This window comes from Paraburkholderia sp. RL18-101-BIB-B, from assembly GCF_046026985.1.
Taxonomy (GTDB): domain Bacteria; phylum Pseudomonadota; class Gammaproteobacteria; order Burkholderiales; family Burkholderiaceae; genus Paraburkholderia.
Map to the genome: position 1 here is coordinate 23,816 of NZ_JARESV010000060.1, position 24,302 is coordinate 48,117.

Genomic DNA, 24,302 nt, shown 5'->3' on the forward strand with positions numbered 1-24,302 from the left:
GGTTGAAAGCTGACTTTGGAGAGCGCCGGCCTTGCCACTGCGTGCGTCAGAGAGTTGCGAGCTGGGCCCAACTTTTGCGCAGCATCTGGCACGCCGTCCCGCTGCCGAGCCAGCGCTTCACATAGAGGCGTGGTTCTCGACTTGCATGCCGGCGCATTTTCCCGTGCGGCCTGAATCGCACTCACTTGAGGAGCAGACAATGGAAACGACGAAAGCAGAAGGAACGCTACGGGAGGTTGCTGGCGACGTTCAGCAAGCCGCCGGGGACCTGCTGGGCAGTGCCGGCGCACAGGTTAGCGGAACAGCGAAAGAGTTGAGTGGCAAGGCTCAGCAACTCTATGCCGATTTTGTGGATGTCGTACGCGAGTCCACGGTGGAGCGGCCGTTCGCGGCGCTGGCAATTGCCGCCGGCGTGGGCTTCATTCTTGGAGCGTTGCGCGCAGCGAATCGCTCAAGGCCCGATAACGGCCGAAGCGACTCGAGCGATCGGGAGTGAGGCTACACGCGTCTTGCCTTCGACGCGGCCTGAAAGGTGTAGACGGCAAACACCTGGCGCGGGCCGCGCCGGCGTTTCCGCAACAAGCCAGTCCCGAGGAGTCCCGCAATGTCCATGCGTTCGAAAGTCACGAAGTGGCGAAACGTCGGCAGATTCTGCGTCGAGCGAGCCACCGACTATGGTGAGCTCCTCGGCGTCGAACTTGTGGAGACCAGGAAATCTCTGGTCCGCGAGTTGAGCGCACTTGTTGCCCTGGCCGTCGCTGGCCTGTTCACACTTTCGTTTGTGTGCATTGCGATCATCGCGACGGCGTGGCGGACGCCTTACTTCCTGCCGGTGGTCTGGGGCGTTGCCGCGATGTGGCTGGTTGTTTCCGTTGTCTCTCTGCTCTTCGTCCGCGCCCAGAAACCTGGACGTTCGCTTCATCTTCTCCAGGGGGAGCTCCGGAGCGATCTCGACACGTTGAAGGAGGCGCTAAAATGAGCCGCGTACCGACCAATAGTGAAGCCGAGACCGCGATCCTGCTGCGCATGGCGGAATCACGCACAGCGCTGCTAGCGGCGAATAGCACTCCATCATCGGTCCCGGCCGTACACGGACAGACGCGGCCTCCTGCGGTCGGCCTGATCGCTTCGCTCGCCGACGCACCGCGCGTCACGCTGCTACTGGCGTTGTGCGTTGGCGCGACCGTCCTCGGACCTCGCCGGACTATTGGAATTGTCAGCCGTTCGGGGATCACCGCATGGCTAGGTGGCACCGTCCGGAAAGTCATTCTCAGATCTGTGTGAGTTGCACATGCAAGGGACCGCGCGGGGACCCCGTACACTGCAGCAGCAATTCCGCAAGGTTTCGGACCAATCGGAGCCACGAGCATGCGCTTCCCCACGCCGAGCGATCGGCGCGTGCGCTCAAGACATTCGAATACGGCCTCCGGATCGCTTGCCGAGCAGTACTCGATCTCGAGGCGCGCCGTCTGCAGGGTCTGCAAATGCGGAACGATTGAATCCAGATCCCATCCCGGCCGATACGCTAGAACACCGAAGACTATCTTGACTTCCTTGTCTGCGATCATCCGGTGCTCTTCAAGCGCACGCTCCAGCCTCTCCGATTCGAATCCGAGAATAAACACCCCCGCCTCAAGATCATCACTGCACGAGATCGACTACGGAGCGAGGAATCGGCTGATATCCAAGCGTGGTTTCGGACAGCGCGAACTGGTCCCCTCCCGGTTGTCGTCGCGTGTAATTTTCCGGCTCCATGGAGACTATATCGATCTGCTTGCAATCGAGCTCAACTAGCCCACTCACGAGCGTAAACAGCACTATGCCAGGCAGTGACAGATTTGCTTCGCTCTACGCCTACCGCGAATGGCACACGAAAACGAGATCGTATGAATCGAACGTATCGGGCTCGATGCCGGCCGATTCGCTGGCTTGCGCAATCGCCCTGTCAAGGGAGCCAGTACCGAGCGACTCCACGAGGAGTAGCCCAGCGAACTCACCTTCCGAACTTCGACGCATAGACTTTTCCTGCGTGGCGATGGCTGTCGCATCGTTTTTGACGGACATGAGCTGCGCGCTCACAACCCAATCGACTTTCGCTAGCGCTTTCACCAGTTCCAGCCCTTCGTGCGCGGCCAGACGATCCGGCAGAGCATCCTCGAAGCGTGCGATCGAAATGTGGCCGCCGTGTCCGGCCGGGTTGCCGCCCCGCGCGACAATAGAGCCGCCGCCGCGACGAAACTGTTCCAGCGTCGGCATGATCCGTTGCGTCCACGGTGTCGGATTGTTCAATCGTTCCAGGTAGCCAGGGCTCGACATTACGTCCGCATTGTCGAGCTCATAAAGCATCATGTATTCCGAGGGCCGGCTGTTGCGTCGTTTGAATACGCGCCCGGATCGAAAGCCAGGTACGCTCACACGTTCGAAGATGTGCTCCCGGGTCAGCCAGTGCATGTAGTCCGTTTCAGATTCGGCTGCGATCGTGCTCCAGATCGCGAGCAAGCCGGTTTCGTCTTTGATCATTTGCTTTTCTCCGTCTGCTTTTCAGTGCGCCGAGGCTATGCCCTCCGCCCCGCAGGGCGAATGCACTCCCCGAAGGATCAGTAAGTCGCCTGCCCGGAGACAGACTCACGTTCGCCAGCAATTTCGGCTGCTGAGTCGAGGCGGTTCATGTCGATACCGGCGGTCTCGGGTCCGATGGCGATCATGCAGAACGACAGGATATTGAGTGCTCCAACCAGTGCGATCAGCGCCCACGGAGAGCCATTGCCCAGGTGCAGCAACCACGCGGCGACCACCGGAATTGGGCCGCCCGCGAACAGGCTCGCACCGGTGAAGGCGAGCGCCGAACCGGAATACCGGACATTGGTCGGGAACACCTCGGCGAAAGCAACAGGCTGAATTCCGGTCTGGACCTGCGTGAATGCCATGAAAAGACCCATTGCTATCGCCATCGGTACGAAGCTCCGTGTGGCGAGCACCTGAAAATAGAACAGCATGATCACGAACGTCGCGGCTGACGCAAGCAGCAACGCGCGCTTGCGACCAATCCGGTCACTCAGCAAGCCGCCACCAATCGAACCCGCGATAGCACATGCATTGGCGATCATCAACAACATGAAACCGGTCTGCTTCGGCACGCCGAGCGTGTTCGTCAGGTAGCTCAAAGTGAACACGACGGCGAGGTAAAAAAGTGCGGTCGGCCCACAGAAGAACAGCATCATGCGAATGATTGTCTTGTAATGCAGACGGAATGCATCCCGTAACGGGCTTCCGACCTTGGCGACGGCGGACTGCTGCAGCTTGACGAACGCCGGTGTCTCGGCAACGCGCAGCCGGATGTAAATGCCGACCAGCACCAGGACAAAGCTCAGCACGAAAGGAATGCGCCAGCCGTAGCTTATGAAAGCACCCGCACTCATCGTCGATGAGAGCAGCAGAAGCGCCGCGTTGGCGACTATCTGGCTCAGCGGGGCGCACATGCCTATCAGGCCCGAGTATTTGCCTCGCCGGTCTGCTGGTGCATGTTCAAGCGCCATGAGCTGACCGCCAGTTGATTCGCCGCCCAGCGCGAAGCCTTGGATGATGCGGAGAATCACAAGCAACAGAGGGGCATAGACACCAATCTGCGCATACGTCGGCAGAAGCCCCATCAGCACCGAAGTAATCCCCATTACGGATACCGTACCGAGCATCAGGTTACGACGCCCAACCTTGTCGCCAAAGTATCCGCAGATGATCGCACCGAGTGGGCGCGCGGCCAATCCGACACTGAAAGTTGCCAGCGACGCGAGCATGGCGGAATTCGAATCCATCGCAGGAAAGAACAGTTTGGGCAGCACGGTGGCTGCGACTGATCCATAGAGCGTGAAATCGAACCATTCAAGCGCCGTACCGAGCGTAGCGGCGCTCACCGCCCGGTTGGCCATGGAATGCGAGGTACTCTCATCCGTAACGTGGGTCATGCGTGTCTCCTGCTGTTTAAAAGAGGCTGCCTTGCCTTTTTGTCAATCCGACATCATTGCTTCGTAATACTAATTATTAATTCAAAGTGAAGGCGAATTTCAATTCGCCTTCTACCATGTCAAGTCGTGAATGAACTACGCCCTCGCAGTAGACGACCCGGCCTAACGCTCAGCACCTGCCGCGCGGCAGGCGCCTCGCAGCGCCTGCTTAAGCATGGGCGACACGCCGCTTGCATCGGACAATTCCGTAGCGGTCGACATGAGCGCCGGAACGAGTTCTTTCATTCGCTCTTCTGTCAGGCGCGACATCGGCCCCGCGATGATCAAGATTGCGTGCACTTCCCCCCCAGCCGTACGCACAGGCGTTGCCATAGAACTCATGGCTGGCAGAAACATGTCTTGCGTAGTCGCGTAACCATTCTTGCGCGCACGCTCAATCATTGGCAGCAGAGCTTTGAATGTTGTCGGTGCACGCGGACCAAAGTCAGATGGCATGCCAAAGCCCTGTTTCGAAACAAGCCTTAACGCATCTTCTTCGCTCTTGCCAGCTAACCAGATCATGCCCGCAGCGCTGCATGAAAGGGTCACCGCGCGGCCCATCTCGGGGTCATAGCGAATGCCTTGCCGTGCACCTTGCGCTTTGGCAACGTAAATCAGTTGCTCTCCATCGACGATCGCCAGCCGGATCAATTCACCCGATGTCGTGGCAAGCCGCTCCAAAATGGGCTGCGCGACGTCCACCACACCGCCGGCGCTAAGAAACCGTAGACCCAGCGAGGGCATTTTCATGGTGAGGGAAAATTCGCCGCGCCGTTCGTCTTTTCGCACATAACCTTGCTCCACGAGATCGGCGAGCAGCCGATGAGTCGCGCTAACCGGCAGGTCGAGCGTGCTGGAAAGTTCTGAAAGCGTTTTGCCCTCTGGCGCATTGGCGAGCTCTTCCAGTACACGGAGGATGCGTTCGGCTACGGCGCTCATTGCTTGTCACCTGAATCCACGGATTCGCTACGGTGCGTCCCAATGACGCTCCCATTCGACACAGGCGCCATCATAGTGGAAAGTCTTTCCAAAAAGCAAATGCTTTTCAAAATTACGTCGTGTGGCTCCCTTCTTGTCTGCTGATTGGCGCGCTGACCGTTTCGGGGTCTGGATGCCAATGCGAACGTCCGATCTCAATTCGAGTTCGGTCAAACGAAGTGTGTTCGCGCCAGGTATGAATCTGCTTATAGATCATCGGCGGACGACCACGGGTGCTCAGGGGTGCTGCGCTGAACGAAGCGCGTTCACCAGCCAGTTCGTTAGCGCGAATCGCGCAGACCGCGTTGCTCCTTCCGGGCGGACAACGCGCTTCCGGTATTAGCCGGCCCTTATCAGCCTTTCCTTCCTGCAGACGTTCGCGGCTTGCGGAAGGTCTCCAGCACAGCCACCGCCTCAAACGGCCTCGTTGCCGTAAGCGAACTTTTCATGAGGGCTTCGATACGCTGTGCAGTATCCGTCGACGGCGCGGGTGTGTAGACCATGATGCGCATTCCTGGCGCATCGGGCACTTCGAGCGAAAGTGCGTCCAGTTCAAGCACTCCCGCGACCGGATGCTCAATCACCTTGCGCCAGTCGCTGCGCTTGAGCACTTCATGCTCGGCCCACCAACGACAAAAGTCCGCATCGGTATCCGTCAATTCTTCGACCAGATCGCGAAGGAACACTTCCCCCGAAGGGCGAAGGATGTAGTCGCCCCGAAACTGCGCCAGCACGCACTTCGCGTACGCATCCCACCCCCGGAACAATGAGCGCGCGCCTTCGTGCTGAAACGTGAACCAGAGCAGATTGCAGCGGCCGGCCGGCATCTTGCGAAAGTCGGTGAATACCTTGACCGCCGCCTCGTTCCACGTCACGTAGTTCCAGTTTCCGTCGACGACATACGCCGGCATGTTGCCCAGCTGATCGAGCATCCGACGAATAGTGTCGGTCACGTTTTGCGCGATCGGGTAAGGGCCCGGTGGCGTGTAGTGATTGGCGAGTTCGAACAGATGGGTGCGCTCGTGCTGGGAAAGATTCAACGCGTTCGCAAGGCTTTCGATAGTTTTGAAAGAAACGTTGACCTCGCGGCCCTGCTCGAGCCACGCGTACCAGGTCACGCTAATCCCCGCCCGTTCGGCGACTTCTTCGCGCCGCAGTCCTGGCGTCTTCCTGCGGTTGCCTGCCGGGAAGTCGATGTCTTCCGGGCGAAGGCGGGCTCGCCGCGTCCGTAAAAAATCAGCCAGTTCATTCAACCGCTGCTGCTTTTCCATCGCGCCCCTCCTGTCACTTCCCTGTTACTGCCATTACTAGTAATGGCAATTGCTAGATGCCCCAGTGTATCCGTGCCAAAGTTCAGTCGTCGGCTGGACGTCCGTTGATCCGAATCCGCAGTGCCTGATTATAGATCGCGCTCCGAAGGAAGGTGTCGGTCCGACAACAACCAGAATACTCATGGAGACATACATGCGCCGCTTGATCGTCTTACGTGCGAGTGTTTTCACCGTAGCAGCAGCACTTCTTCTTCCCTTGAATAGTGCCCATGCAGACTACAGCGGTGCACCCAGAACGTTCCTGTTCAACCCCGCTGTGCAGATTCCCTTTTCCGACACCGCGAAGTTCAAAAAGAAGGCACCGTATGTCATCGGTTTTGCGAACGCCGGGCTTGGAGACAGTTGGCGTGTCGTGATGCAGCAGTCGTTGATGAAGGCCGCATCGGAGCATGCGGACGTCATCAAACAGCTGATCATCACGAACGGCAACATGGACGACGCGAAGCAGGCTGCCGACATCCAGGATCTGGTTTCCCGAGGCGTCGATCTGCTGATCGTGAGTGCGAATACACAGAAAGCACTCGACCCTGTTGTCACGCGTGCCATGAAGCAAGGCATTCCTGTCGTGATGGTCGATCGCCGCATTTCATCGGACAACTTCGTGTCGTTCGTGACGGGTTCCGATGCCATGATGGGCCGTGTGTGGGCGCAATGGATCGTCGAGAAGCTGCACGGCAAAGGTAACGTGATCATGCTCGCGGGCCAGGCAGGCTCCAGCGTCAGCGCGGATCGCGAAGCCGCAGCGCATCAGGTCTTCTCGCAGTATCCGGGCATCAAGGTGCTGGATACTGTCTATTCGGACTGGAGCCCGGTGAAAGCCAAGCAACAGATGCAGGCAATGATCGCCAAATACGGGCATACGATTAACGCGGTGTGGTGCGCGCACGGTTTGCCGGTTGCGGGTTCGATCGATGCATTCGTTGCGGCTGGCTTCAAGGCGGGCGAGATTCCGCCGCACACCACGGCAGACCTCAACGGCCCACTGCAACTCGCGCTCAAATACAGGATTCCGATGCTCGAAATCGGCTACCCGCCGGCCATGGGCCGTACCGCACTCGACGTTGCATTGAAGGTCCTGGATGGCCAGCCTCTGCCGAAAATTTACGAGATCAGTCCACAGATCGCACTGACGCGTGGCGATGAAACGGCCTCGGTCCCGCATCCGGATCAGTACATCGACCAGATCGTCGATGCGAAGGGACCGCCGGACGAAATAATCGACGGCGGCATGGGGCCGGGCTACAACCCGTCGACGTTCAAGGTCAAGCTGCCGGGGGAAAAATGAGCGATCCCTCGCCGAAGGTTGCAGGCGACGCGGCTCCACGGTCTCCTGACAGGATCGAGGTCGTCAGCGTGACGAAACAGTTCCCCGGCGTGAAGAGTCTCGACGCCGTGACGTTTGGCGTGCGCGGCGGAGAAATCCACGCGCTGGTTGGTGAAAACGGCGCGGGCAAGTCGACGCTGATGAAAGTGATGGCTGGCGCGTATACGCCTGACGAAGGCGAGATCCGTTTCGAAGGCGAGCCGGTGCAGTGGAAATCGGCAGCGGACGCCAAGGCGCGCGGCATTCACGTCATCTATCAGGAACTCGTGTTGTTTCCGCAATCGACGGTGGCCGAAAACATTTTTGCCGGGGCCGAGCCGCGCACATCGCTTGGCACAATCGATCATCGACGCATGAACCGTCAGGCGCAAACCTTGCTCAATGAACTCGGCGTGCGCCTGGATCCTCGCGACCGGTTGAGGAATCTCTCGGTCGCGGATCAGCAAATGGTTGAAATCGCGAAGGCCATGGCAGGTGAAACGCGCGTACTCGTACTGGACGAACCGACTGCCGTGATCGCGGGTAAGGAAGTGCAGTTACTGTTCGAGCGGCTGCGCGTGCTGCGCGCGAGAGGCGTTGCGATCATTTACATCTCGCACCGCCTGGAAGAAATTTTCGCGCTCTGCGATCGCGTCACGGTGATGAAAGACGGCCGCAAGATCGCGACGCAGGACGTGAGCGCGACGACCCGCGACGCTCTGGTCAGGATGATGGTGGGCCGCGAGATGAAGGAGATCTATCCGCCTAAAGTGGCGCTCGCGCATGACGCGCCCATATTGCTTGCAGTCGATAGCTTGCAGGTCCAAGACCGCGTGTTCGACGCGTCGCTCACCGTGCGTGCGGGTGAAATTGTCGGCCTTGCCGGGATGGTTGGCTCCGGGCGCACCGAACTCGCGTCGGGCATTTTTGGCGCAATGCGCATTGTGCGCGGCACCGTCGACGTGCGCGGCACCCGGCGCACACGCATGACACCGGGCGCAGCGATTCGCCTGGGTCTCGGCTTCGTCACCGAGGATCGAAAATCGCAAGGCTTGCTGATGTACCTGAATGTCGCCCAGAACGTCACGGCGACAACGCTCGACAGGATCTCACGTTTCGGTCTGTTGCGCTCGCGTGCCGAGCGCGAGGCCGGCGCGGCTTCTATCCGGGAATACGGCATTGCCGGCGCACGTCCTGCGGGCAGCGTCGCAACACTCTCAGGCGGCAATCAGCAGAAGGTGCTGATCAGTCGATGGGTTCGTGTGAGCAAGAGCGTGCTGATTCTCGACGAGCCGACGCGTGGTGTCGATGTGGGCGCGAAAGCCGAGATCTATCGTGTAATGCGACAACTGACGCAGCGAGGCCTCGGAATCCTGATGATCAGTTCGGAATTGCAGGAGGTGATCGGCATGTCTGACCGCGTGTTCGTGATGCGCGAAGGCCGGATCAACGGCGAGGTGACGGGCGGCCAGATGACCGAGCACGACATCATGCGGCTTGCCACCGTTTCACAGCCGCAAGCCCAAGGAGCCTAGCATGCTTTCGTCAACCAATAGCGGCACAAGCCTGCTGAAACATCATGTGATGCCGAACGGTGCAGCGTATGTCGTAGCCGGCCTGCTGCTGGTTCTGCTGCTGGCCGGCGCTTATGTGAGCGACCGGTTCGCGACGGTGTCGAACCTGCTGAATGTGCATCAACAGGCGACGGGGCTTGCACTGGTGGCGCTTGGCCAGACCCTTGCGATTCTCACAGGCGGTATCGACCTGTCCGTGGGCTCGCTGATCAGCGTGACGGCGACGCTTACGTCCGGTCTCTCCGACAACCCGTACGGCGGCTGGATCACGGCCATCGTGCTGGTTCTTGCCTTGTCGCTCGTTGTTGGCCTCGTGAACGGATTCCTCGTTCTCTGGCTACGCGTGCATCCGCTAATCGTTACACTCGGCATGGGAGCAGTACTGCAGGGCGCTATTCTCTACTACTCGAGCGGCCCCGCAGGCAATGTGCCTGACGGATTTGATTCGCTCGCGTATGGCCGTTATGCCGGCGTGCCCGTCGCCGCGACGATCGTCGTGCTGCTGTACTTCGCCGTCTCGTACTTCATGCGCCACTTCAGGCTGGGCCACTACGTGTATATGGTCGGCGACGACGAATACGCGGCAACGCTGTCGGGCCTTCCGCGAGCGCGCGTGATCCTGTTCGTCTATGTGTTCTCCGCACTCTGCGCAGGCTTGACGGGTATCTATCTCGCTGCGCAATTCGGCTCGGGCCAGCCGTACCTCGGCGCGAACTACACGCTCGCTTCGATCACGCCGGTGGTGGTGGGCGGCACGGTTCTCAGCGGCGGACGCGGCGGCGTGATCGGCACATTGATCGGCGTTTATCTGCTCAGCCTGCTGAACAACCTGATCAACTTTGCGGGCATTCCTTCACACTATCAGTTGATCGTCCAGGGCGCAGCAATCATTGTCGCGGTATCCGTCAATCTGCAACGCAAACGGGTGGCAGCATGAATTCGATCGCTTCCCGACGCCGCCCGTCTTTCGTCCGGTTCCTGTCGATCGATATTGCGCGACGCTACGGCATTTTCCTGTTCTTCATCCTGCTTGTTGTCGTTTCAGGTGCACTGTCGCCGACTTTCCTGCGCAGTGACAACGTCGTCAACATGCTGGTGCAGTTCGCGCCACTCGGCATTGTCGTGATCGGCCAGGTGTTCGTGATTCTGGTGGGTGGACTCGATCTGTCAGTTGCTTCCGTCATGGCGACTGCCGCCGTGATCGCGACCGCATTCGACGGAACCGATGCATCGACACCCGCGATATTCGGCGCGACGTTTGTCATGTGCGTATGCGCTGGACTGTTGAACGGCCTGCTCGTCACGAAGCGGCAGGTGTCGCCCTTTCTCGCTACCTTTGCGACCGCGATCGTGTTGCAGGGCATGCGCTTCGCCTATACGCAGGGCGCGCCGTCGGGTAATGTGCCGCCGCTCTTTCATGAAATGGGGACAGGTGCGATAGGCGGCATGCCCGTCAGCGTATTGATGCTGGTCGCGTGTGCCGTTGTGTTCGGCGTGCTCTTGCATCTGTCGACGTTCGGAAGACGCGTCTATATGGTCGGCGGCAATCCGGAAGCGGCGCGGCTCGTGGGTGTCAGTCCGGACGCTGTGCGCATCGTTTGCTACGTCATCAGCGCATTGCTCGCAGGGCTTGCCGGACTTGCGCTGTCGGGTTACGTCGGCATCGTCGACAACTGGGTCGGACGCGGCTTCGAACTCGATTCGATCGTGGCAGCCGTGATGGGCGGCCTCGCGCTCTCGGGTGGACGCGGCTCCTTGCCCGGTGGCCTGGCCGGCGCGGCGATCCTCGTCATCGTCTTCAACATCGTCCTGCTGGTTGGCATGCCCGTGCAGGCACAGATCATCGTCAAGGGCGTAATCATCATCGGTGCGTCGGCGTGTTATGTCGTCCGGCGGCGGCGTTAGCGCAGTGGCTTCATATCACACCGCATACAGCGCTTTCGACGCAACCAGGAACATCGGAGAACGACGCCCATGTAGGGACGTCAACGCAAACAGGAGCAGACACATGAGAGCAGTCCGTTTTCACTGCGCACACGACATCCGCGTCGAGAACGTGCCCGACCCGAGCGGGATGGGCGCGAACCAGATGATCGTCAAGCCCATGTGGTGCGGCATATGCGGTACCGACCTGCACGAGTATCAGGCCGGTCCGATTGTCGTGCCCACCGAACCGCATGCACTCACGGGCGCGAAGGCGCCGCAGGTGCTCGGACATGAATTCAGCGCTGAAGTGATCGAAGTCGGCAAAGACGTGAAGAACGTCCAACCCGGCGACCGTATCTCGGTGATGCCGCTGGCGTCGTGTGGTCAGTGCTACTACTGCGCACGTGGCTTGCGTCACCTGTGCACGAAGATGGGTTGCGTGGGCCTGAGCTGGGACGGCGGCGGTATGGCCGAATACACGGTGCTGAACGACTATCACGCGAACAAACTGCCCGACACGGTCAGCGACAAGCAAGGCGCGCTGATCGAGCCGGCTGCGGTCGCACTTTATGCCGTCGATCGCGGCGGCGTGACGGTGGGGTCGACTGTTCTCATTACCGGCGCGGGGCCTATCGGCGTACTCGCCGCGTTGGCCTGCCACGCAGCCGGCGCTTCGAAAATCTTCGTCAGCGATCCTAACCCGGCACGCGCTGCAAAGATGGCTGGCTTCGGCGTCGCGACCGATATCTTCGATCCCTCCGACGGTGAGCTGCCACAAAAGATCCGCGACCTGACTGAAGGCGTCGGCGTGGACGTCGCGATCGAATGCGCGGGCAACCAGCATGCGCTCAATGCCTGTGTCGACGCCGTGCGTTCGGCCGGCGCCGTCGTACAGGCGGGACTGCACGTGGGTACGGCGAGCGTCGATCCGATGAAGTGGTCGCTCAAGGATATTCGCATCGAAGGAACATGGTGTTATCCGGTCACGATCTGGCCGCGCATCATCGGCATGATCGCGAACGGCAAGTTCCCGGTCGAAAAGCTGATTCACGATCTGATTGACGCGGACGATGTGGTTGCAAAGGGCTTTGACGTACTGAGCGACAAAGGCAGCGACAAGATGAAGATCCTTATCAATCCGCAATCGCGCTAAGGCGCCGATGTGATAACGCAGCTGGAGAATGGCATGACTGGAACAGGCACGCAGAACAGAACCACGATTGGCTGGATCGGCCTTGGCAAGATGGGCTCGCCCATTGTCGGCAATCTGCTCAAGGCGGGCTTCGACGTCGTGGTGTACGACGTCGACTCGCGCCGTGCGGAAGAGCTCGCGCAACGGGGCGCGCGGCTCTCGAAAGACATCGCTGGCGTCGCGGCATCAGCGCAACTGATCTTCTCGATCATTCCCGACGACTCAGTTTTGCAAAAGGTCGCGCTCGGCCCGCAAGGGGTGATTGCACATGCACGAGATGACGCGGTGTACATCGACATGAGCACCGTGTCGCCAACCGTTTCGGAGACCGTGCGGGATGCGGCGCGCGCACGCGCGATCGATTTCATCGCTGCGCCCGTTTCGGGCAGCACCGTACTCGCTGAGAAGGCGCAACTGACGGTTTTTGCATCGGGTCCGAAGCCCGCATTTGAGCACGCGCTGCCAGTTTTCCAGGCGCTTTCGGCACGCCAGTACTACGTCGGCGCGGACCAGCAGGCGCGCTATCTGAAGCTCGCGATCAATCATCTGGTTGGGTCGACGGCTGTGCTGCTTGCGGAAGCGTTGACGCTCGGCAGAAAAGGCGGTCTCGACTGGACGGAGATGCTGACCGTGATCGGTGACAGCGTCGCTGCGTCGCCATTGATCAAATACAAGCTTGAGCCATTGAAGCAACGCGACTTCTCACCCGCGTTTTCCTCCACGCAAATGCTGAAGGACATGACGCTCGTGGTCGACGCCGGTGATGCGGCCGGTGTGCCGATGGCCGCCGCGTCGCTCGTACGTGAGCAGTTCGCGCAATACGTGAACGGCGATGGCGCGGAACTCGATTTCTTTTCGATCGTGCGGGCGGTCGAATCGGCAGCAGGTATTGCTGGTTGAACGTCTACGCCGATCATTTACTTACTCTCAGGAGCTGCAATGCATTTCACAGTCTATTGCCTCGATCACGACAATATGGTCGAACGCCGCCTCGCTCATTACGATGCACACAAAGCCTATCTGGCAACGGCGCCGATCAGGATGGTCATGTCCGGTCCGTTGCTGGCCGGCGACCAGGAAACCATGATTGGCAGTTTCTTCCTGTACGAAGCCGACGATATCGCCGACGTGATGCGCTTTAACAGCAACGACCCCTTCAACGAAGCCGGCATCTGGCGCACCGTCGATATCCGACCTTTCCTCAAGCGGGTAGATAATCGCTAGACCAACCGGAGAGGGACATCACGGCCATGCGCAATCTCGACGAAAATACCATCACCGAAGCAGTGCTGGCACGGCATGAGCATGCGGCCGACGAACGCCTGAAAACCATTGTGACGAGCCTCGTTCAGCATCTGCATGCGTTTGCGCGCGAAGTGAACCTGACGGAAAGCGAATGGGAGCAAGGCATCCGCTTTTTGACTGAGGTCGGCCACATCACCGACGACAACCGCCAGGAATTCATTCTGCTGTCGGACACCCTCGGGTTGTCGATGCTCGTTACGGCAATGGCCAACCGCAAGCCCGCAGGCTGCACAGAAGCGACGGTGTTCGGGCCGTTTTTCGTCGAGGGTGCGCCCGTCTATCAGAACGGCGACGATGTAGCGAACGGCGCGCGCGGCGAACCGTGCTTCGTATCCGGCTCGGTCAAGGGACCCGATGGCGAACCCGTAGCCGGCGCCCGTATCGAAGTGTGGCAGGCCGATTCGGACGGCTTCTATGACGTGCAGCTGGCAGGCGGAGAGGCGCATCGGGCGAGAGGCATGTTGCATAGTCTCGCGGACGGGCGTTACCACTTTCGCTCGATCGTGGCCGAGCCATACCCGATTCCGCACGACGGCCCTGTCGGCAGGATGTTGGAGGCACTTGGGCGTCATCCCTGGAGGCCGGCGCATCTGCATTTCATGATTACCGCACCGGGATACGAGCGTCTCGTCACGCATGTTTTCCGCGAGGGCGACAGGTATCTCGATTCGGATGCCGTATTCGGCGTGCGCTCGTCGCTTGTCGCGCAATGGATACGACATGCCGACGGCCAGGCGCCGGATGGAACGCGAATGAGCGTTCCGTTCAGCACGCTTGAATTCGATTTCGTCCTGAGCCGCTCAACATGACACCCTTTACTTACACCAGCCGGCCCGGCCGGATCGTTTTCGGCTCGGGATCGCTCGAAAGGCTCGGCGAGGAACTCGACGAACTGGGCATCCGGCGAGCACTCGTGCTGTCGACGCCGGAACAGCGCTTCCTTGCCGACCGCGTTCGCAAGTTGGGCAGCGAGCGTTGTGTGGACGTGTTCGACGGTGCCGTCATGCATGTTCCAGTCGAAGTCGCGCAAGCAGGTGTCGACGCAGCGCGTGCAGTCGAAGCGGATGGATTGATTGCTGCGGGTGGAGGCTCCACGCTCGGACTCGCCAAGGCGATCGCACTCGAAACGTCGCTGCCCATCGTCGCCATCCCGACCACTTACGCGGGGTCCGAAGTCACGCCGATCTATGGCATGACCTCGGGCAATGAAAAGAAAACCGGCAAGAGCTATCGCGTACTGCCGCGCACCGTGATTTACGACGCGAGCCTCACGTTGACATTGCCTGCGGGTCTCTCAGCAACAAGCGGGCTGAACGCCATTGCGCATGCTGCCGAGGGTCTGTACGCGCAGGATGTGAATCCGGTGATGTCGTTATTCGCGGAGGAAGGTATTCGCAATCTGGCGCTCGCGCTGCCGGCGGTGTGCGCGCGCCCCGATGACGTAGCGGCACGCGAAACCGCGCAGTACGGTGCGTGGCTGTGTGGAACCGTGCTGGGCAATGTCGGTATGGCGTTGCATCACAAGCTTTGTCACACACTGGGCGGTACATTCAACCTGCCGCACGCGGAAACACACGCGGTAGTTCTACCGTATGCAATGGCGTTCAATCTGCCGGCAGCGACTCAGGCTGCTGAGCGGCTCTGCCGTGCGTTAGACACCCGTGATCCGGTGACATCTCTGCATGAACTCGGACGGCGGCTTGGAGCGCCCTCGTCGCTAGCGGCGCTCGGTCTGAGCGAAACTGATCTCGATCACGCGGCCGAAGTCGCCATGCGTTCACCGTATTTCAATCCGAGGCCACTGTCCTGCGGCGCGCTTCGCCGCTTGCTGCAAATCGCTTTCGACGGCGCACCGCCGAATCTGCATTCATTCGACGATGTCTAACGAATTTCGCTGGAGACGCGTTCCATCCACGGGGAACGATCGGTCGCAGAACCCTCCCTGTGTCAACAGGCATTCACTTTTTGAATTTCTCACTCATGGAAAATCGGGCACTTATCATTGGGGCAAGCGGCATTGTCGGCAGCAATCTGGCCGATCGTCTGCTTTCAGCTGGCTGGAGCGTTTCGGGGCTCTCGCGGGGCCGCACTGCGGTGTCGCCTGCGATCGAATCGATCACCGCCGATCTGACCTCACCTGAATCCGTCAGTCACGCGTTAGCCGGTAGAGCCTTCAGTCACCTGTTCTTCACGGCATGGGCCCGCCAGGCCACGGAGAAGGAGAACATCCGCGTCAACGGCGGCATGGTGCGTCACGTTCTGGACGCGATTGGACCGACGGGCGCCGTGTCGCACGCCGCGCTCGTCACCGGCCTGAAGCACTATCTCGGTCCTTTCGAGGCATACGCGACGGGCGCAGTGCCGATTACACCGTTTCGGGAAGAACAGGGCCGCCAGCCGGTCGACAATTTTTATTACGAACAGGAAGACCGCCTGTTCGAAGCGGCGCAACGATACGGCTTTAGCTGGAGCGTGCATCGTCCGCATACGATCATCGGTTTTGCTGTCGGCAACGCGATGAACATGGGGGTGACGCTCGCCGTCTACGCGACGCTTTGCAAGCAGGAGGGCAAGCCATTCCTGTTTCCCGGTTCCGCCGCCCAGTGGGACAGTCTCACCGACATGACGGATGCCCGGTTGCTCGCGCGACATCTGGAATGGGCCGCGACTTCCGCGAATGCCCGTAACCAGGATTTCAACGTGGTCAACGGCGATGTGTTTCGCTGGAAATGGATGTGGTCGCGCATTGCGGATTACTTCGGCATTGAAGCGATTCCATTCGATGGCGTGGTGCGTCCGCTCGAGAGCCGGATGCAGGACGCGCAACAGCAATGGTCCGGGATTGCGGCGCGGTTCGGTCTGATCGAAGCGGACATCGGCAAGCTGGTGTCGTGGTGGCATACCGATGCCGATCTCGGACGCCCGATGGAAGTGCTCACCGACATGACGAAGAGCCGCAAGGCGGGCTTTCTTGACTATCAGAGCACGCCAGACGCATTCTTTGCGTTGTTTGACCGGCTGAAGGCAGAGCGGATCATTCCTGCATGATGCAACCCGAAACAAGTTCACTCGAGGCGCTCGACACCGACGCCTAGGATTGAACAACAAGGGCGCGGGGCGTATGGCGGCCAACCCTGCGCCTCTACCAAACTGAGCGAAAGCTCGTCATGCGATCTTCGTCAGGGTTCGCCAGCGACCTTGCTTCGCAAGTTTGGGGCTTCGCGTGCTGACAGTTCAGTCGGCGATGACGAACCGCTGTAGGGGGCACTCGGGCGCTCGCCGGTCGCATCGCTTTCATGTGCCCCTGACCCCAGGATTCTCGGCACTCTCATAACGCTTTCGTCCTGCGACCCATAATGGGGATACTCGTGAAGTCGTACATGTCAAAGGCTCCAATTTTAGTAGAGTTCGTCAGGTCTCTCAGTCGCTAGCGCGAGCCAGGGTGATATCGGCGCGACACCGTGCCCAGCATGACCGCGACACCTGCGGTCAACACCAGCGAGAACGCCAGACTCATGAGCCCCGCAGTGAACGACCCAGTGATTTCCTTGATGAAACCGACCATCGCGGGACCCACGAAGCCGGCAAAATTCGCGATTGCGTTAATGAACGCGATACCGCCAGCCGCGGCCGCGCCGGACAGGAAAGTCGGCGGGATCGCCCACAACGCGGTTCTTGCTGCATTGACGCCGATCATCGCAATGGTTATGCCGACGAGCGCCACGCTGACCGACCCAGAAAAAGTTGAGACGCCGAAGCCGAGCGCGGCGACGACAGCGGCAGCGATCAGGCTCGCCACGTAATTGCCGCGGCGGTCCATCCAGCGCGCCCAGACCACCATGCATAGTCCCGCGAACAAGTAGGGGATCGTGGAGAGTAGCCCCGTATGAAAGAGACCGAGCCCATCGCGGCGAATGATCTGAGGCAACCACATGCCCACCCCGGTGATACCCACGGATAATCCGAACAGCGCAGCGGTCAGCAGCAGCACACGGGGATCGCGCACGGCGGCGCGAAAGCTGCGCTCATTTCCGGATTTCACCTCAGCCGCCAGCTGCGCGCACAAAGCGCTGCGTTGGCCCTCGCTAAGCCAGCGCGCCTCCTGTGGTGAATCGGAGAGCAGGAACCACGCGCACACACCAAGTAGTGAAGCCGGAAGCCCTTGCGCAATGAATAGCCATTGCCACCCTGAAAGCCCAAGAAACGTGTGAATGCCAAGCAAAGCCCCGGAAAGAGGCCCGCCAATGACAGCTGACAAGGGAATGCCCAACGTGAACCAAGCGAGCACACGCGCCCGGTATGCGCGCGGAAACCATGACGTCAGGTAAAAGGCCACACCCGGAAAGAAGCCCGCTTCCGCCACACCGAGCACGAGTCGCAATCCATAGAACGAATGGGGGCCGACAACAAAAGCGGTCGCTGCAGAGAGCAACCCCCACGTTACCATAATGCGCGACAGCCAGCGGCGCGCGCCGAATCGATGTAGTGCGAGATTGCTCGGCACCTCGCACAGCGCGTAGCTCACGAAAAACAAACCCGCTCCCCAGCCGAACTCGAGCGATGTCAGCCCGAGTTCGCGGTTCATCGTGAGCGCGGCGAAACCGACGTTGGTGCGATCGAGATAGCTGCAGATATAGCCGAGCAACAATACCGGCAGCAAGCGAAACGATGCTTTACGCACCGCCTTGCTACACTGGTCGGCGTCTTCCACCGCTTGCGCTGCGGCGATCGACACGGCCCGCGCCGCATCCTGCGCGAACGCAGTGGATGAATCGGATTTCATACAGTCTCCTGTTTAGGCGTTTCGTTGCTCTTTTATCTGCAATCTAAAAGCGATATAGCCGCGCGGGGTTGTCAACCAGTATCGAATTGCGCGTTGCCGCATCGGGCGCCCAATCCAGCAAGTAATCCAGTTGCCCGGCGTCGTCGGGAATTGCTTTGGCCGCTGGATGAGGCCAGTCGCTGCCCCATACGAGGCGATCGGGGCGATGCTCAACAAGCGCCTTGCCGAATTCGACGACGTTTCCGACACTTGCCTGCGTGTCGAGATAAGTCCCGCTCAGCTTCACCCAGAAGGCGTCACCATCGAGCAGTTCGCGCAACAGGCGAAACGCCGGTTGCACGGTTCCTTCGTTAAAAGGCATGCGTGCCATGTGGTCGAGTACGACATCGCATGGCAAGCCCGCTAGCGTCGGCGCGATATCGGCCAGGCTCAGCCCACTGACGTGAAATTCAGCATGCCAGCCACGTTCGGCGAGAGCGGGCGCGAGCAACGTTGCGTCGGTCAGCGCATTCGCACCGGCGCGGGCCAGGTTGAACCGGAGCCCCACCATGCCGCCTCGATCCAGTTTTTCCAGGCTCGACAGGGTAAGAGAACGGTCAGCTACGCCAATTCCTCTCGCTTCGCCATTCGATGCAGCGATTGCATCGAGCACGCTGGCGTTGTCGACGCCATACGTCGACGGAAGGACGAACACGTTGCGAGTCGTACCTAGCCGTCGCTGCAGCTTGCGATAGTCCGCTAGCGACGCGTCCGGCGGCAGCAATACGGCATCGTCCGCGACCGCGTAGCGATCTGAATACACATGCATGTGGCAGTCGCAGGCAAGTGGCGGCACATTGAGACGTGGCGCACCCGTGCCCGCGGAAAAGGGCACTGGCATGTCGGGCGCCGCATTGACGGCCGGGACGCGCGAGGTCAAACCGGGCAACCCTTCTTGCGCAGCAGCGCGTTGAAGCGCTCCGGATCGGCGGTGCCGGCCCGGTTGGTCGCGCGAATACCGGCTTCCTTGTCGGCATGCGCGAGCACCAGTGGCAACAGCGCGTCGAGTTGATCGACCGGCACGGCAATCACGCCGTCCGCGTCGCCCAGCACCAGATCGCCGGGATTCACCACCATGCCGGCGCACGCGATCGTCACATTCACCTCCCCCGGCCCTTCCTTGCTCGGCCCGCGAAACGTATGGCCGCGAGCGTAGACCGGAATCTCGCCCTCGGCCCATTCGGCGAGATCGCGAACCGCGCCGTCGATCACGAAACCGCCGATCTTCCTGGTCAGCGCCGACGTCCGCATCAATCCGCCGATCAACGCCTGGGTCAGATCGCCAGCGCCGTCGACGACGATGACATCGCCTGGTTGCGCGAGCTCGATTGCCTTGTGAATCATCATATTGTCACCAGGACGCACGCGCACCGTGATCGCCGGGCCGCACATCGTCAGCGACAGAGAGTTGTGGTACGCGACCAGCCCCGTAGCGCCCACGCTGCGGCCCATGCAGTCGCCTGCATGCGCGACCGGCACCGTGCGGAACGCGTCGACCTGCGCAGCAGTGGGCACGGAAGTGCGTTGGCCGACGAAAAATCCTGCGGGCCAGCCGGCCCGATTCTGAATGACGCTCATGCGATAACCTTTCTGTCAGAGAGAAGAATCTGCGGATTGACGCAGCTTGCCGTATCGACTTCATCGCCACGCAGATAACGCACGCTGGTAGCCACCGCCGAAGTCGCGACGGCGTCGAGTGCATCCGGCGTCGAACCGCCGACATGTGGCGTTAGGACAATATTGGGAAGCGCGAGGAGCGGATCTTCCCGTCCGAGCGGTTCATGCGCGAAGGTGTCGAGTCCGGCCGCCGCCAGCTTCCCGCTTTGCAACGCGGCCACCAGCGCAGCCTCGTCGATCAGTTCACCACGTGCCGTGTTGATCACAATTGCGCGATCCGGCAGCGCGGCAATGGCATGCGCATCGATCATCCCGCGCGTGTGGGCGTTCACCGGACAGTGAAGGCTCAGCACATCCGCACGTGCATACAGATCCTGCAGCGAGCGCTCCACAGTCACATGCGCCTCCACGCTGCCCTCGCTCAACGCGGGATCGAACACATGCACGCGCATGCCGAGTGCGTGCGCGATTGTCGCGACATGCCGTCCAATCTGGCCGTAACCCACCAGGCCCAGCGTGCGGCCATGCAATTGCACGCCGTCGCCGGTGCGCGTCCAGCGGCCGGCGCGCAGCTCGCTGTCATAGAAATTGATTTTGCGGGCTGCCGCAAGCATCAGTCCGATTGTCAGTTCGGCCACCGAAAACGTGTTGGTGCCGGGTGTCGTAAAGACGGGGATGCCGGCTTGAGTGGCTGCATCGACATCGATATTGGTCACGCCCACGCCGTGCTTGCAGATCACCTTGAGCGTCGGACACGCCCCGATGCCAGCGGCGGACAATTCGACCGTGCGCGAGATCACGGCGTCGATGGGCTGCGTGGTCAGGATGCGCTCGACCTCCGCGGAATCCTGCGCGTCGGCGATATAGACGACCTCACATTGCGCCTCGGCCAATGCGCGCTGGCCGGCAGCGGCAAGCAGCGGAGCGGTGACGAGAATCCGGTAAGACATCAATGTCTCCTTGAATGTTTGGACACATTGTTGACGGATGGACTCATAATGTCTATTTTCAATTTTTCATCTTTACATTCCTGCCAGTTATGATTCGAGCTGGGATTTTGTGGCTAAGGGAGATCACGCAATGGCGATGAACCTGCAGGTGCGCGACCTTCTTTACTTCGTCAAAGTTGCCGAACTAGGGCATCTTGGGCGTGCTTCACACGCCTTGCACATCACGCAGCCGGCCCTGTCGAAATGTATTGACCGTCTTGAAGAGACCTACGGTGCCGATCTGTTCGAGCGCAGCGGCCGCGGCATCCGGCTCACGGACGCAGGGCACCTGCTCTACACGCGCTCGCTGCTGGTGGAACGTACGCTCGACGAGACGTACCGGCAGATTTCATCGCTGGGCAAGGGGCTGGCAGGCTTGATCAGGGCGGGCGCGGCGGCGACCGTCGCCGAATTCATCATGCCGGAGGCCTGCCGGGCGTTGCAGCAGGAGGCGCCCGATGTGGTGATCGATTTGCAGATCGGCATGAACGATGTACTGCACGAGTCGTTGCGCAGTCGCCTGCTCGATGTGGTAATCGGCCCGCTCGGCACTCGCGATGAAGAACTGGTGGGAATTCCGATTACGGAGGACCACGTGGTGGTCGCGGTCAGCGCGACGCATCCGCTCGCCGGCCAGCACGCGCCACTTGAAGATATGTGCGAATACGGCTGGGTATTGCCGGCGCGCTCGGTTGCGACACGGCAATGGCTCGAACGGGTGTTCGCGGCGCGTGGCTTGCCGCCGCCTCGCGCGGCCATAATGACGAGTTCGATCAATGCCGTGCCCCGCCTCATTGCGGAAACCGGCCTGCTCAGTTTCATCTCGCGGCGCAACCTGAACGACCGGCGCTTCGCGCCTAGACTCGTCGAGGTCTTCAACGCCGACACCACCATGACGCGCGAATTCGGCGTCGTCCATCGGACCGATGCGTATCTGTCACCGGCGACACAGCGCTTCATTCAGATTGTCCAGGCCCAAAGCAAACCTCCGCGCGACGCCGCTTGAGCGAGTGAATTTGATTCCCACCAGAATCAATTCGACAAGTCAGGATTGGTGTTGGAGATCGTTAATTTTGCTGGCGGTGTCCGTTGAAGCGCTAATGCTGTCCCTTAATTCTGCTAGCGCGGCTTTTCCACCGGTCGTAACCATCCGCCTCGGATAGAAAGGATCTTGTCGACTGTCAGCGCGCCAGAACGGAAGGACGTCGGGTGTCGTCGGCGTCAGCAGAGTCCGTCATGAATCACTGCACGATGCGCGTCCGGTAGCGCAGTAACGCGCCGATCGTTGGGCACGAGATTTCGCGCCCGGTCCGCGATCGTTTCTTTTCCATACGGCTATCTATATAGATGTGCAGCGAATCGCGGGGGCCGCAGTATGTCGCGGCATCTCGCACTGATCCTACCAGGCCGGCTGGCCGGGGTCCAGGCCCTGCCCGATCACGCCGCGCCGTCGCTGCCGCCAGTACCTGCAGCGGCTACTGCTGGCAGCCGCGCCATCGGCAGACATCCGGCCGACGGTCTGCGTCGGGTCTCAGGCGCCGTTCACGGCATCCTTGAACGCCTTGCCCGCCGTGAACTTCACTGTCTTCGCAGCCGCGATCTGGATTTCGGCGCCGGTCGCCGGATTGCGGCCGACGCGCGCGGCGCGCGCCCCCGTCGAAAATGATCCAAAGCCGATCAGCTGCACGGTGTCACCTTTCGTGACGGCCGCGGTGACCGTGCCGATAAACGCATCGATCGCCTCGCCGGCGGCCGCCTTGCTTGCGCCGGTCTTCGCGGCGACTGCATCCACCAACTCCTGCTTGTTCATCGTTGTGCCCCGGTCGTGGTTGGTGACGATCTCGTCACCCTACCCGATCGGCGCGCCTTCGCGCAATCCGCACGCAGGATCGTACGTGGCGCGATCGCGCCCGACGTTGGCACCGTCTGTCGATGCGATGGCCAGCGGTCTGCCCCGACAGGAATTTGCCCCGTGCAGCGTTCCGGACTCCACTACCTCAACGTTATGGCTCGGCGCGCCAATTAAGTCAGCGCCGGCGTCTGCGCACCTGCGCCCCAATCCGGCGCCGGTCGGCATCGGTTACCGCGCGCCGTGGCGCCGGTTCGATGGCGTCTGGCCACATCCTTATTTGGAGAAAGGGACGGTTGTCCAATCGGCATAGGGGACGGCCAGAAGGCCGTACCCCTGCCACACCACCCGGCATGCGGGTCCGCACCGGGCGGTTCGGGAAGTTGAAGTTATGAGAGTCGTGGCACGCCCAGCCGATCGAAGTACGCGATGGTCAGCACGCTGTTGAGCAATTGGTCGCTGTTGCGCCACCAGCGGCGACTGTTCGCCGCGACGTGTCGCGCAACGTCAGCCGATGCCCCCAGCGCACGCAGTGCCCGGTAGATGGTAGTGCCACGGCGCCAGTGTTTAAGCTGAATGGCACGCAACCGGTGACGCAGCCACTTGTCCAATGCTAACCAGACGCGCGGCGTTTGCGCCAGCCGGAAGTACGCCTTCCAGCCCTGCACGTAGGACCGTAACCGTTCCACCACATCCTTCATGCTGCGTCCACCAGACCGACGCGTCAGTTCACGGATGCGGCGTTTGAACGCCAGCAGCGGTTTAGCCGCCACCTTGCGCTTCACCACACCGCCCGGAGCCACCCACAAGCTGTAGCCCAGAAACTTGCGACCAAACACACTTGCCACCGCGCTTTTAGTCTCGTTGACCTTCAGCCGCAGTCGACCATACAGACGTCGTAGCAGCGCCATCACCCGCTCACCCGCCCGGCGACTACGAACATAAACATTCGCGTCGTCGGCGTAACGCGCAAAGCAATGGCCCCGCCGCTCCAGTTCCTTGTCCACCTCATCGAGCAGCACGTTGGCCAGCAGCGGGGATAGTGGCCCGCCCTGCGGCGTGCCCTGATCCCGCTGCTGGACCACCCCGCCATCCATGATGCCGCTGTTCAGATACGCCCGGACCAGCCGGATTACGCCGGCATCGTCTATGCGTTTCTGCAGACGATCGATCAGGATGTCGTGGTTGACCCGGTCGAAGAACTTCTCCAGGTCCACGTCTACCACGATCCGACGCCCTGACTGCACGTACGACTGCGCGGCAAGCACCGCGTCGTGCGCACGCCGCCCGGGCCGGAAGCCGTAGCTATGCTCGCTGAAGGTCGGGTCCAGAACCGGCTGCAGTACCTGCAGTAACGCCTGCTGGATCAGCCGGTCCGTCACCGTCGGGACGGTCAGCGCGAACTGCACACGTGG

General features: G+C 60.7%; 23 protein-coding genes. 13 read left to right on the forward strand and 10 right to left on the reverse strand.

Going from position 1 to position 24,302, the window contains the following annotated elements:
• The first annotated feature begins 199 nt into the window (after positions 1 to 199).
• Positions 200 to 496, forward strand: a complete 297-nt coding sequence (locus tag P0D73_RS40780) for a CsbD family protein (RefSeq protein WP_408319359.1) — start codon at positions 200 to 202, stop codon at positions 494 to 496.
• Positions 497 to 604: 108 nt separating this feature from the next.
• The gene (locus P0D73_RS40785; RefSeq protein ID WP_408319357.1) at positions 605 to 979 is read left to right on the forward strand and encodes a phage holin family protein; all 375 of its coding nucleotides are present in this window, start codon (positions 605 to 607) and stop codon (positions 977 to 979) included.
• A gap of 875 nt (positions 980 to 1,854) precedes the next feature.
• Here P0D73_RS40785 and P0D73_RS40790 read toward each other — a convergent pair.
• From P0D73_RS40790 to P0D73_RS40805, 4 genes are all read right to left on the reverse strand, one after another.
• Positions 1,855 to 2,499, reverse strand: a complete 645-nt coding sequence (locus P0D73_RS40790; RefSeq protein WP_408319355.1) for a hypothetical protein — start codon at positions 2,497 to 2,499, stop codon at positions 1,855 to 1,857.
• 98 nt (positions 2,500 to 2,597) lie between these two features.
• A complete protein-coding gene (locus P0D73_RS40795) occupies positions 2,598 to 3,926 on the reverse strand; it encodes an MFS transporter (protein WP_408435589.1) in 1,329 nt (442 codons plus the stop codon).
• Between the two features lie 198 nt (positions 3,927 to 4,124).
• Complete coding sequence (locus P0D73_RS40800; RefSeq protein WP_408319351.1) at positions 4,125 to 4,940, reverse strand: IclR family transcriptional regulator; 816 nt, start codon at positions 4,938 to 4,940, stop codon at positions 4,125 to 4,127.
• 392 nt (positions 4,941 to 5,332) lie between these two features.
• The gene (locus P0D73_RS40805; RefSeq protein WP_408319349.1) at positions 5,333 to 6,250 is read right to left on the reverse strand and encodes a helix-turn-helix transcriptional regulator; all 918 of its coding nucleotides are present in this window, start codon (positions 6,248 to 6,250) and stop codon (positions 5,333 to 5,335) included.
• A gap of 193 nt (positions 6,251 to 6,443) precedes the next feature.
• Between P0D73_RS40805 and P0D73_RS40810 the strand changes: the two genes are divergently transcribed.
• The 10 genes from P0D73_RS40810 to P0D73_RS40855 all read left to right on the forward strand — a co-directional run bounded on the left by P0D73_RS40810 (position 6,444) and on the right by P0D73_RS40855 (position 16,658).
• Positions 6,444 to 7,595, forward strand: coding sequence for an ABC transporter substrate-binding protein (locus P0D73_RS40810; RefSeq protein WP_408319347.1), 1,152 nt, complete (start codon positions 6,444 to 6,446; stop codon positions 7,593 to 7,595).
• Positions 7,592 to 9,148 carry a sugar ABC transporter ATP-binding protein gene (locus tag P0D73_RS40815; protein ID WP_408319345.1) on the forward strand — a complete coding sequence of 519 codons (1,557 nt, stop codon included), beginning with the start codon at positions 7,592 to 7,594 and terminating at the stop codon, positions 9,146 to 9,148. Before P0D73_RS40810 ends, P0D73_RS40815 begins: the two co-directional genes overlap by 4 nt.
• A gap of 1 nt (position 9,149) precedes the next feature.
• Positions 9,150 to 10,124, forward strand: coding sequence for an ABC transporter permease (locus tag P0D73_RS40820; RefSeq protein ID WP_408319343.1), 975 nt, complete (start codon positions 9,150 to 9,152; stop codon positions 10,122 to 10,124).
• A complete protein-coding gene (locus P0D73_RS40825) occupies positions 10,121 to 11,092 on the forward strand; it encodes an ABC transporter permease (protein ID WP_408319341.1) in 972 nt (323 codons plus the stop codon). Before P0D73_RS40820 ends, P0D73_RS40825 begins: the two co-directional genes overlap by 4 nt.
• Before the next feature lie 103 nt (positions 11,093 to 11,195).
• The gene (locus tag P0D73_RS40830; RefSeq protein WP_408290775.1) at positions 11,196 to 12,266 is read left to right on the forward strand and encodes a 2,3-butanediol dehydrogenase; all 1,071 of its coding nucleotides are present in this window, start codon (positions 11,196 to 11,198) and stop codon (positions 12,264 to 12,266) included.
• A gap of 33 nt (positions 12,267 to 12,299) precedes the next feature.
• Positions 12,300 to 13,205, forward strand: a complete 906-nt coding sequence (locus P0D73_RS40835; RefSeq protein WP_408319340.1) for an NAD(P)-dependent oxidoreductase — start codon at positions 12,300 to 12,302, stop codon at positions 13,203 to 13,205.
• A gap of 39 nt (positions 13,206 to 13,244) precedes the next feature.
• Positions 13,245 to 13,529: a YciI family protein gene (locus P0D73_RS40840; protein WP_408319338.1), complete on the forward strand. Its 285-nt coding sequence runs from the start codon at positions 13,245 to 13,247 to the stop codon at positions 13,527 to 13,529.
• 26 nt (positions 13,530 to 13,555) lie between these two features.
• Complete coding sequence (locus P0D73_RS40845; RefSeq protein ID WP_408435591.1) at positions 13,556 to 14,419, forward strand: intradiol ring-cleavage dioxygenase; 864 nt, start codon at positions 13,556 to 13,558, stop codon at positions 14,417 to 14,419.
• Entirely contained in the window at positions 14,416 to 15,495 is a 1,080-nt protein-coding gene (locus tag P0D73_RS40850; RefSeq protein ID WP_408319335.1) for a maleylacetate reductase, read from the forward strand. The genes P0D73_RS40845 and P0D73_RS40850 overlap by 4 nt, the downstream gene beginning before the upstream one ends.
• Positions 15,496 to 15,590: 95 nt before the next feature.
• Complete coding sequence (locus P0D73_RS40855; protein WP_408319333.1) at positions 15,591 to 16,658, forward strand: SDR family oxidoreductase; 1,068 nt, start codon at positions 15,591 to 15,593, stop codon at positions 16,656 to 16,658.
• Between the two features lie 379 nt (positions 16,659 to 17,037).
• On the opposite strand, the gene P0D73_RS40860 is transcribed toward P0D73_RS40855, so the two are convergent.
• Genes P0D73_RS40860 through P0D73_RS40875 form a run of 4 tightly spaced genes read right to left on the reverse strand, consistent with a single transcriptional unit; the run spans position 17,038 to position 20,999 of the window.
• Entirely contained in the window at positions 17,038 to 18,393 is a 1,356-nt protein-coding gene (locus P0D73_RS40860) for an MFS transporter (protein WP_408319331.1), read from the reverse strand.
• Between the two features lie 43 nt (positions 18,394 to 18,436).
• The gene (locus tag P0D73_RS40865; RefSeq protein ID WP_408319329.1) at positions 18,437 to 19,273 is read right to left on the reverse strand and encodes an amidohydrolase family protein; all 837 of its coding nucleotides are present in this window, start codon (positions 19,271 to 19,273) and stop codon (positions 18,437 to 18,439) included.
• A 35-nt stretch (positions 19,274 to 19,308) separates the two neighbouring features.
• A complete protein-coding gene (locus tag P0D73_RS40870; protein ID WP_408319327.1) occupies positions 19,309 to 20,010 on the reverse strand; it encodes an RraA family protein in 702 nt (233 codons plus the stop codon).
• Positions 20,007 to 20,999 (reverse strand): hydroxyacid dehydrogenase, encoded by a 993-nt coding sequence (locus P0D73_RS40875; protein ID WP_408319325.1) that lies wholly within the window; start codon positions 20,997 to 20,999, stop codon positions 20,007 to 20,009. Before P0D73_RS40875 ends, P0D73_RS40870 begins: the two co-directional genes overlap by 4 nt.
• Positions 21,000 to 21,129: 130 nt before the next feature.
• Between P0D73_RS40875 and P0D73_RS40880 the strand changes: the two genes are divergently transcribed.
• Complete coding sequence (locus tag P0D73_RS40880; protein WP_408319323.1) at positions 21,130 to 22,044, forward strand: LysR family transcriptional regulator; 915 nt, start codon at positions 21,130 to 21,132, stop codon at positions 22,042 to 22,044.
• A gap of 525 nt (positions 22,045 to 22,569) precedes the next feature.
• On the opposite strand, the gene P0D73_RS40885 is transcribed toward P0D73_RS40880, so the two are convergent.
• Together P0D73_RS40885 and ltrA are read right to left on the reverse strand one after the other, a co-directional pair.
• Positions 22,570 to 22,878 carry an HU family DNA-binding protein gene (locus tag P0D73_RS40885; protein ID WP_408319403.1) on the reverse strand — a complete coding sequence of 103 codons (309 nt, stop codon included), beginning with the start codon at positions 22,876 to 22,878 and terminating at the stop codon, positions 22,570 to 22,572.
• Between the two features lie 398 nt (positions 22,879 to 23,276).
• The coding region (ltrA, locus tag P0D73_RS40890) for a group II intron reverse transcriptase/maturase (protein WP_408319321.1) at positions 23,277 to 24,302 on the reverse strand (1,026 nt) is incomplete at its 5' end.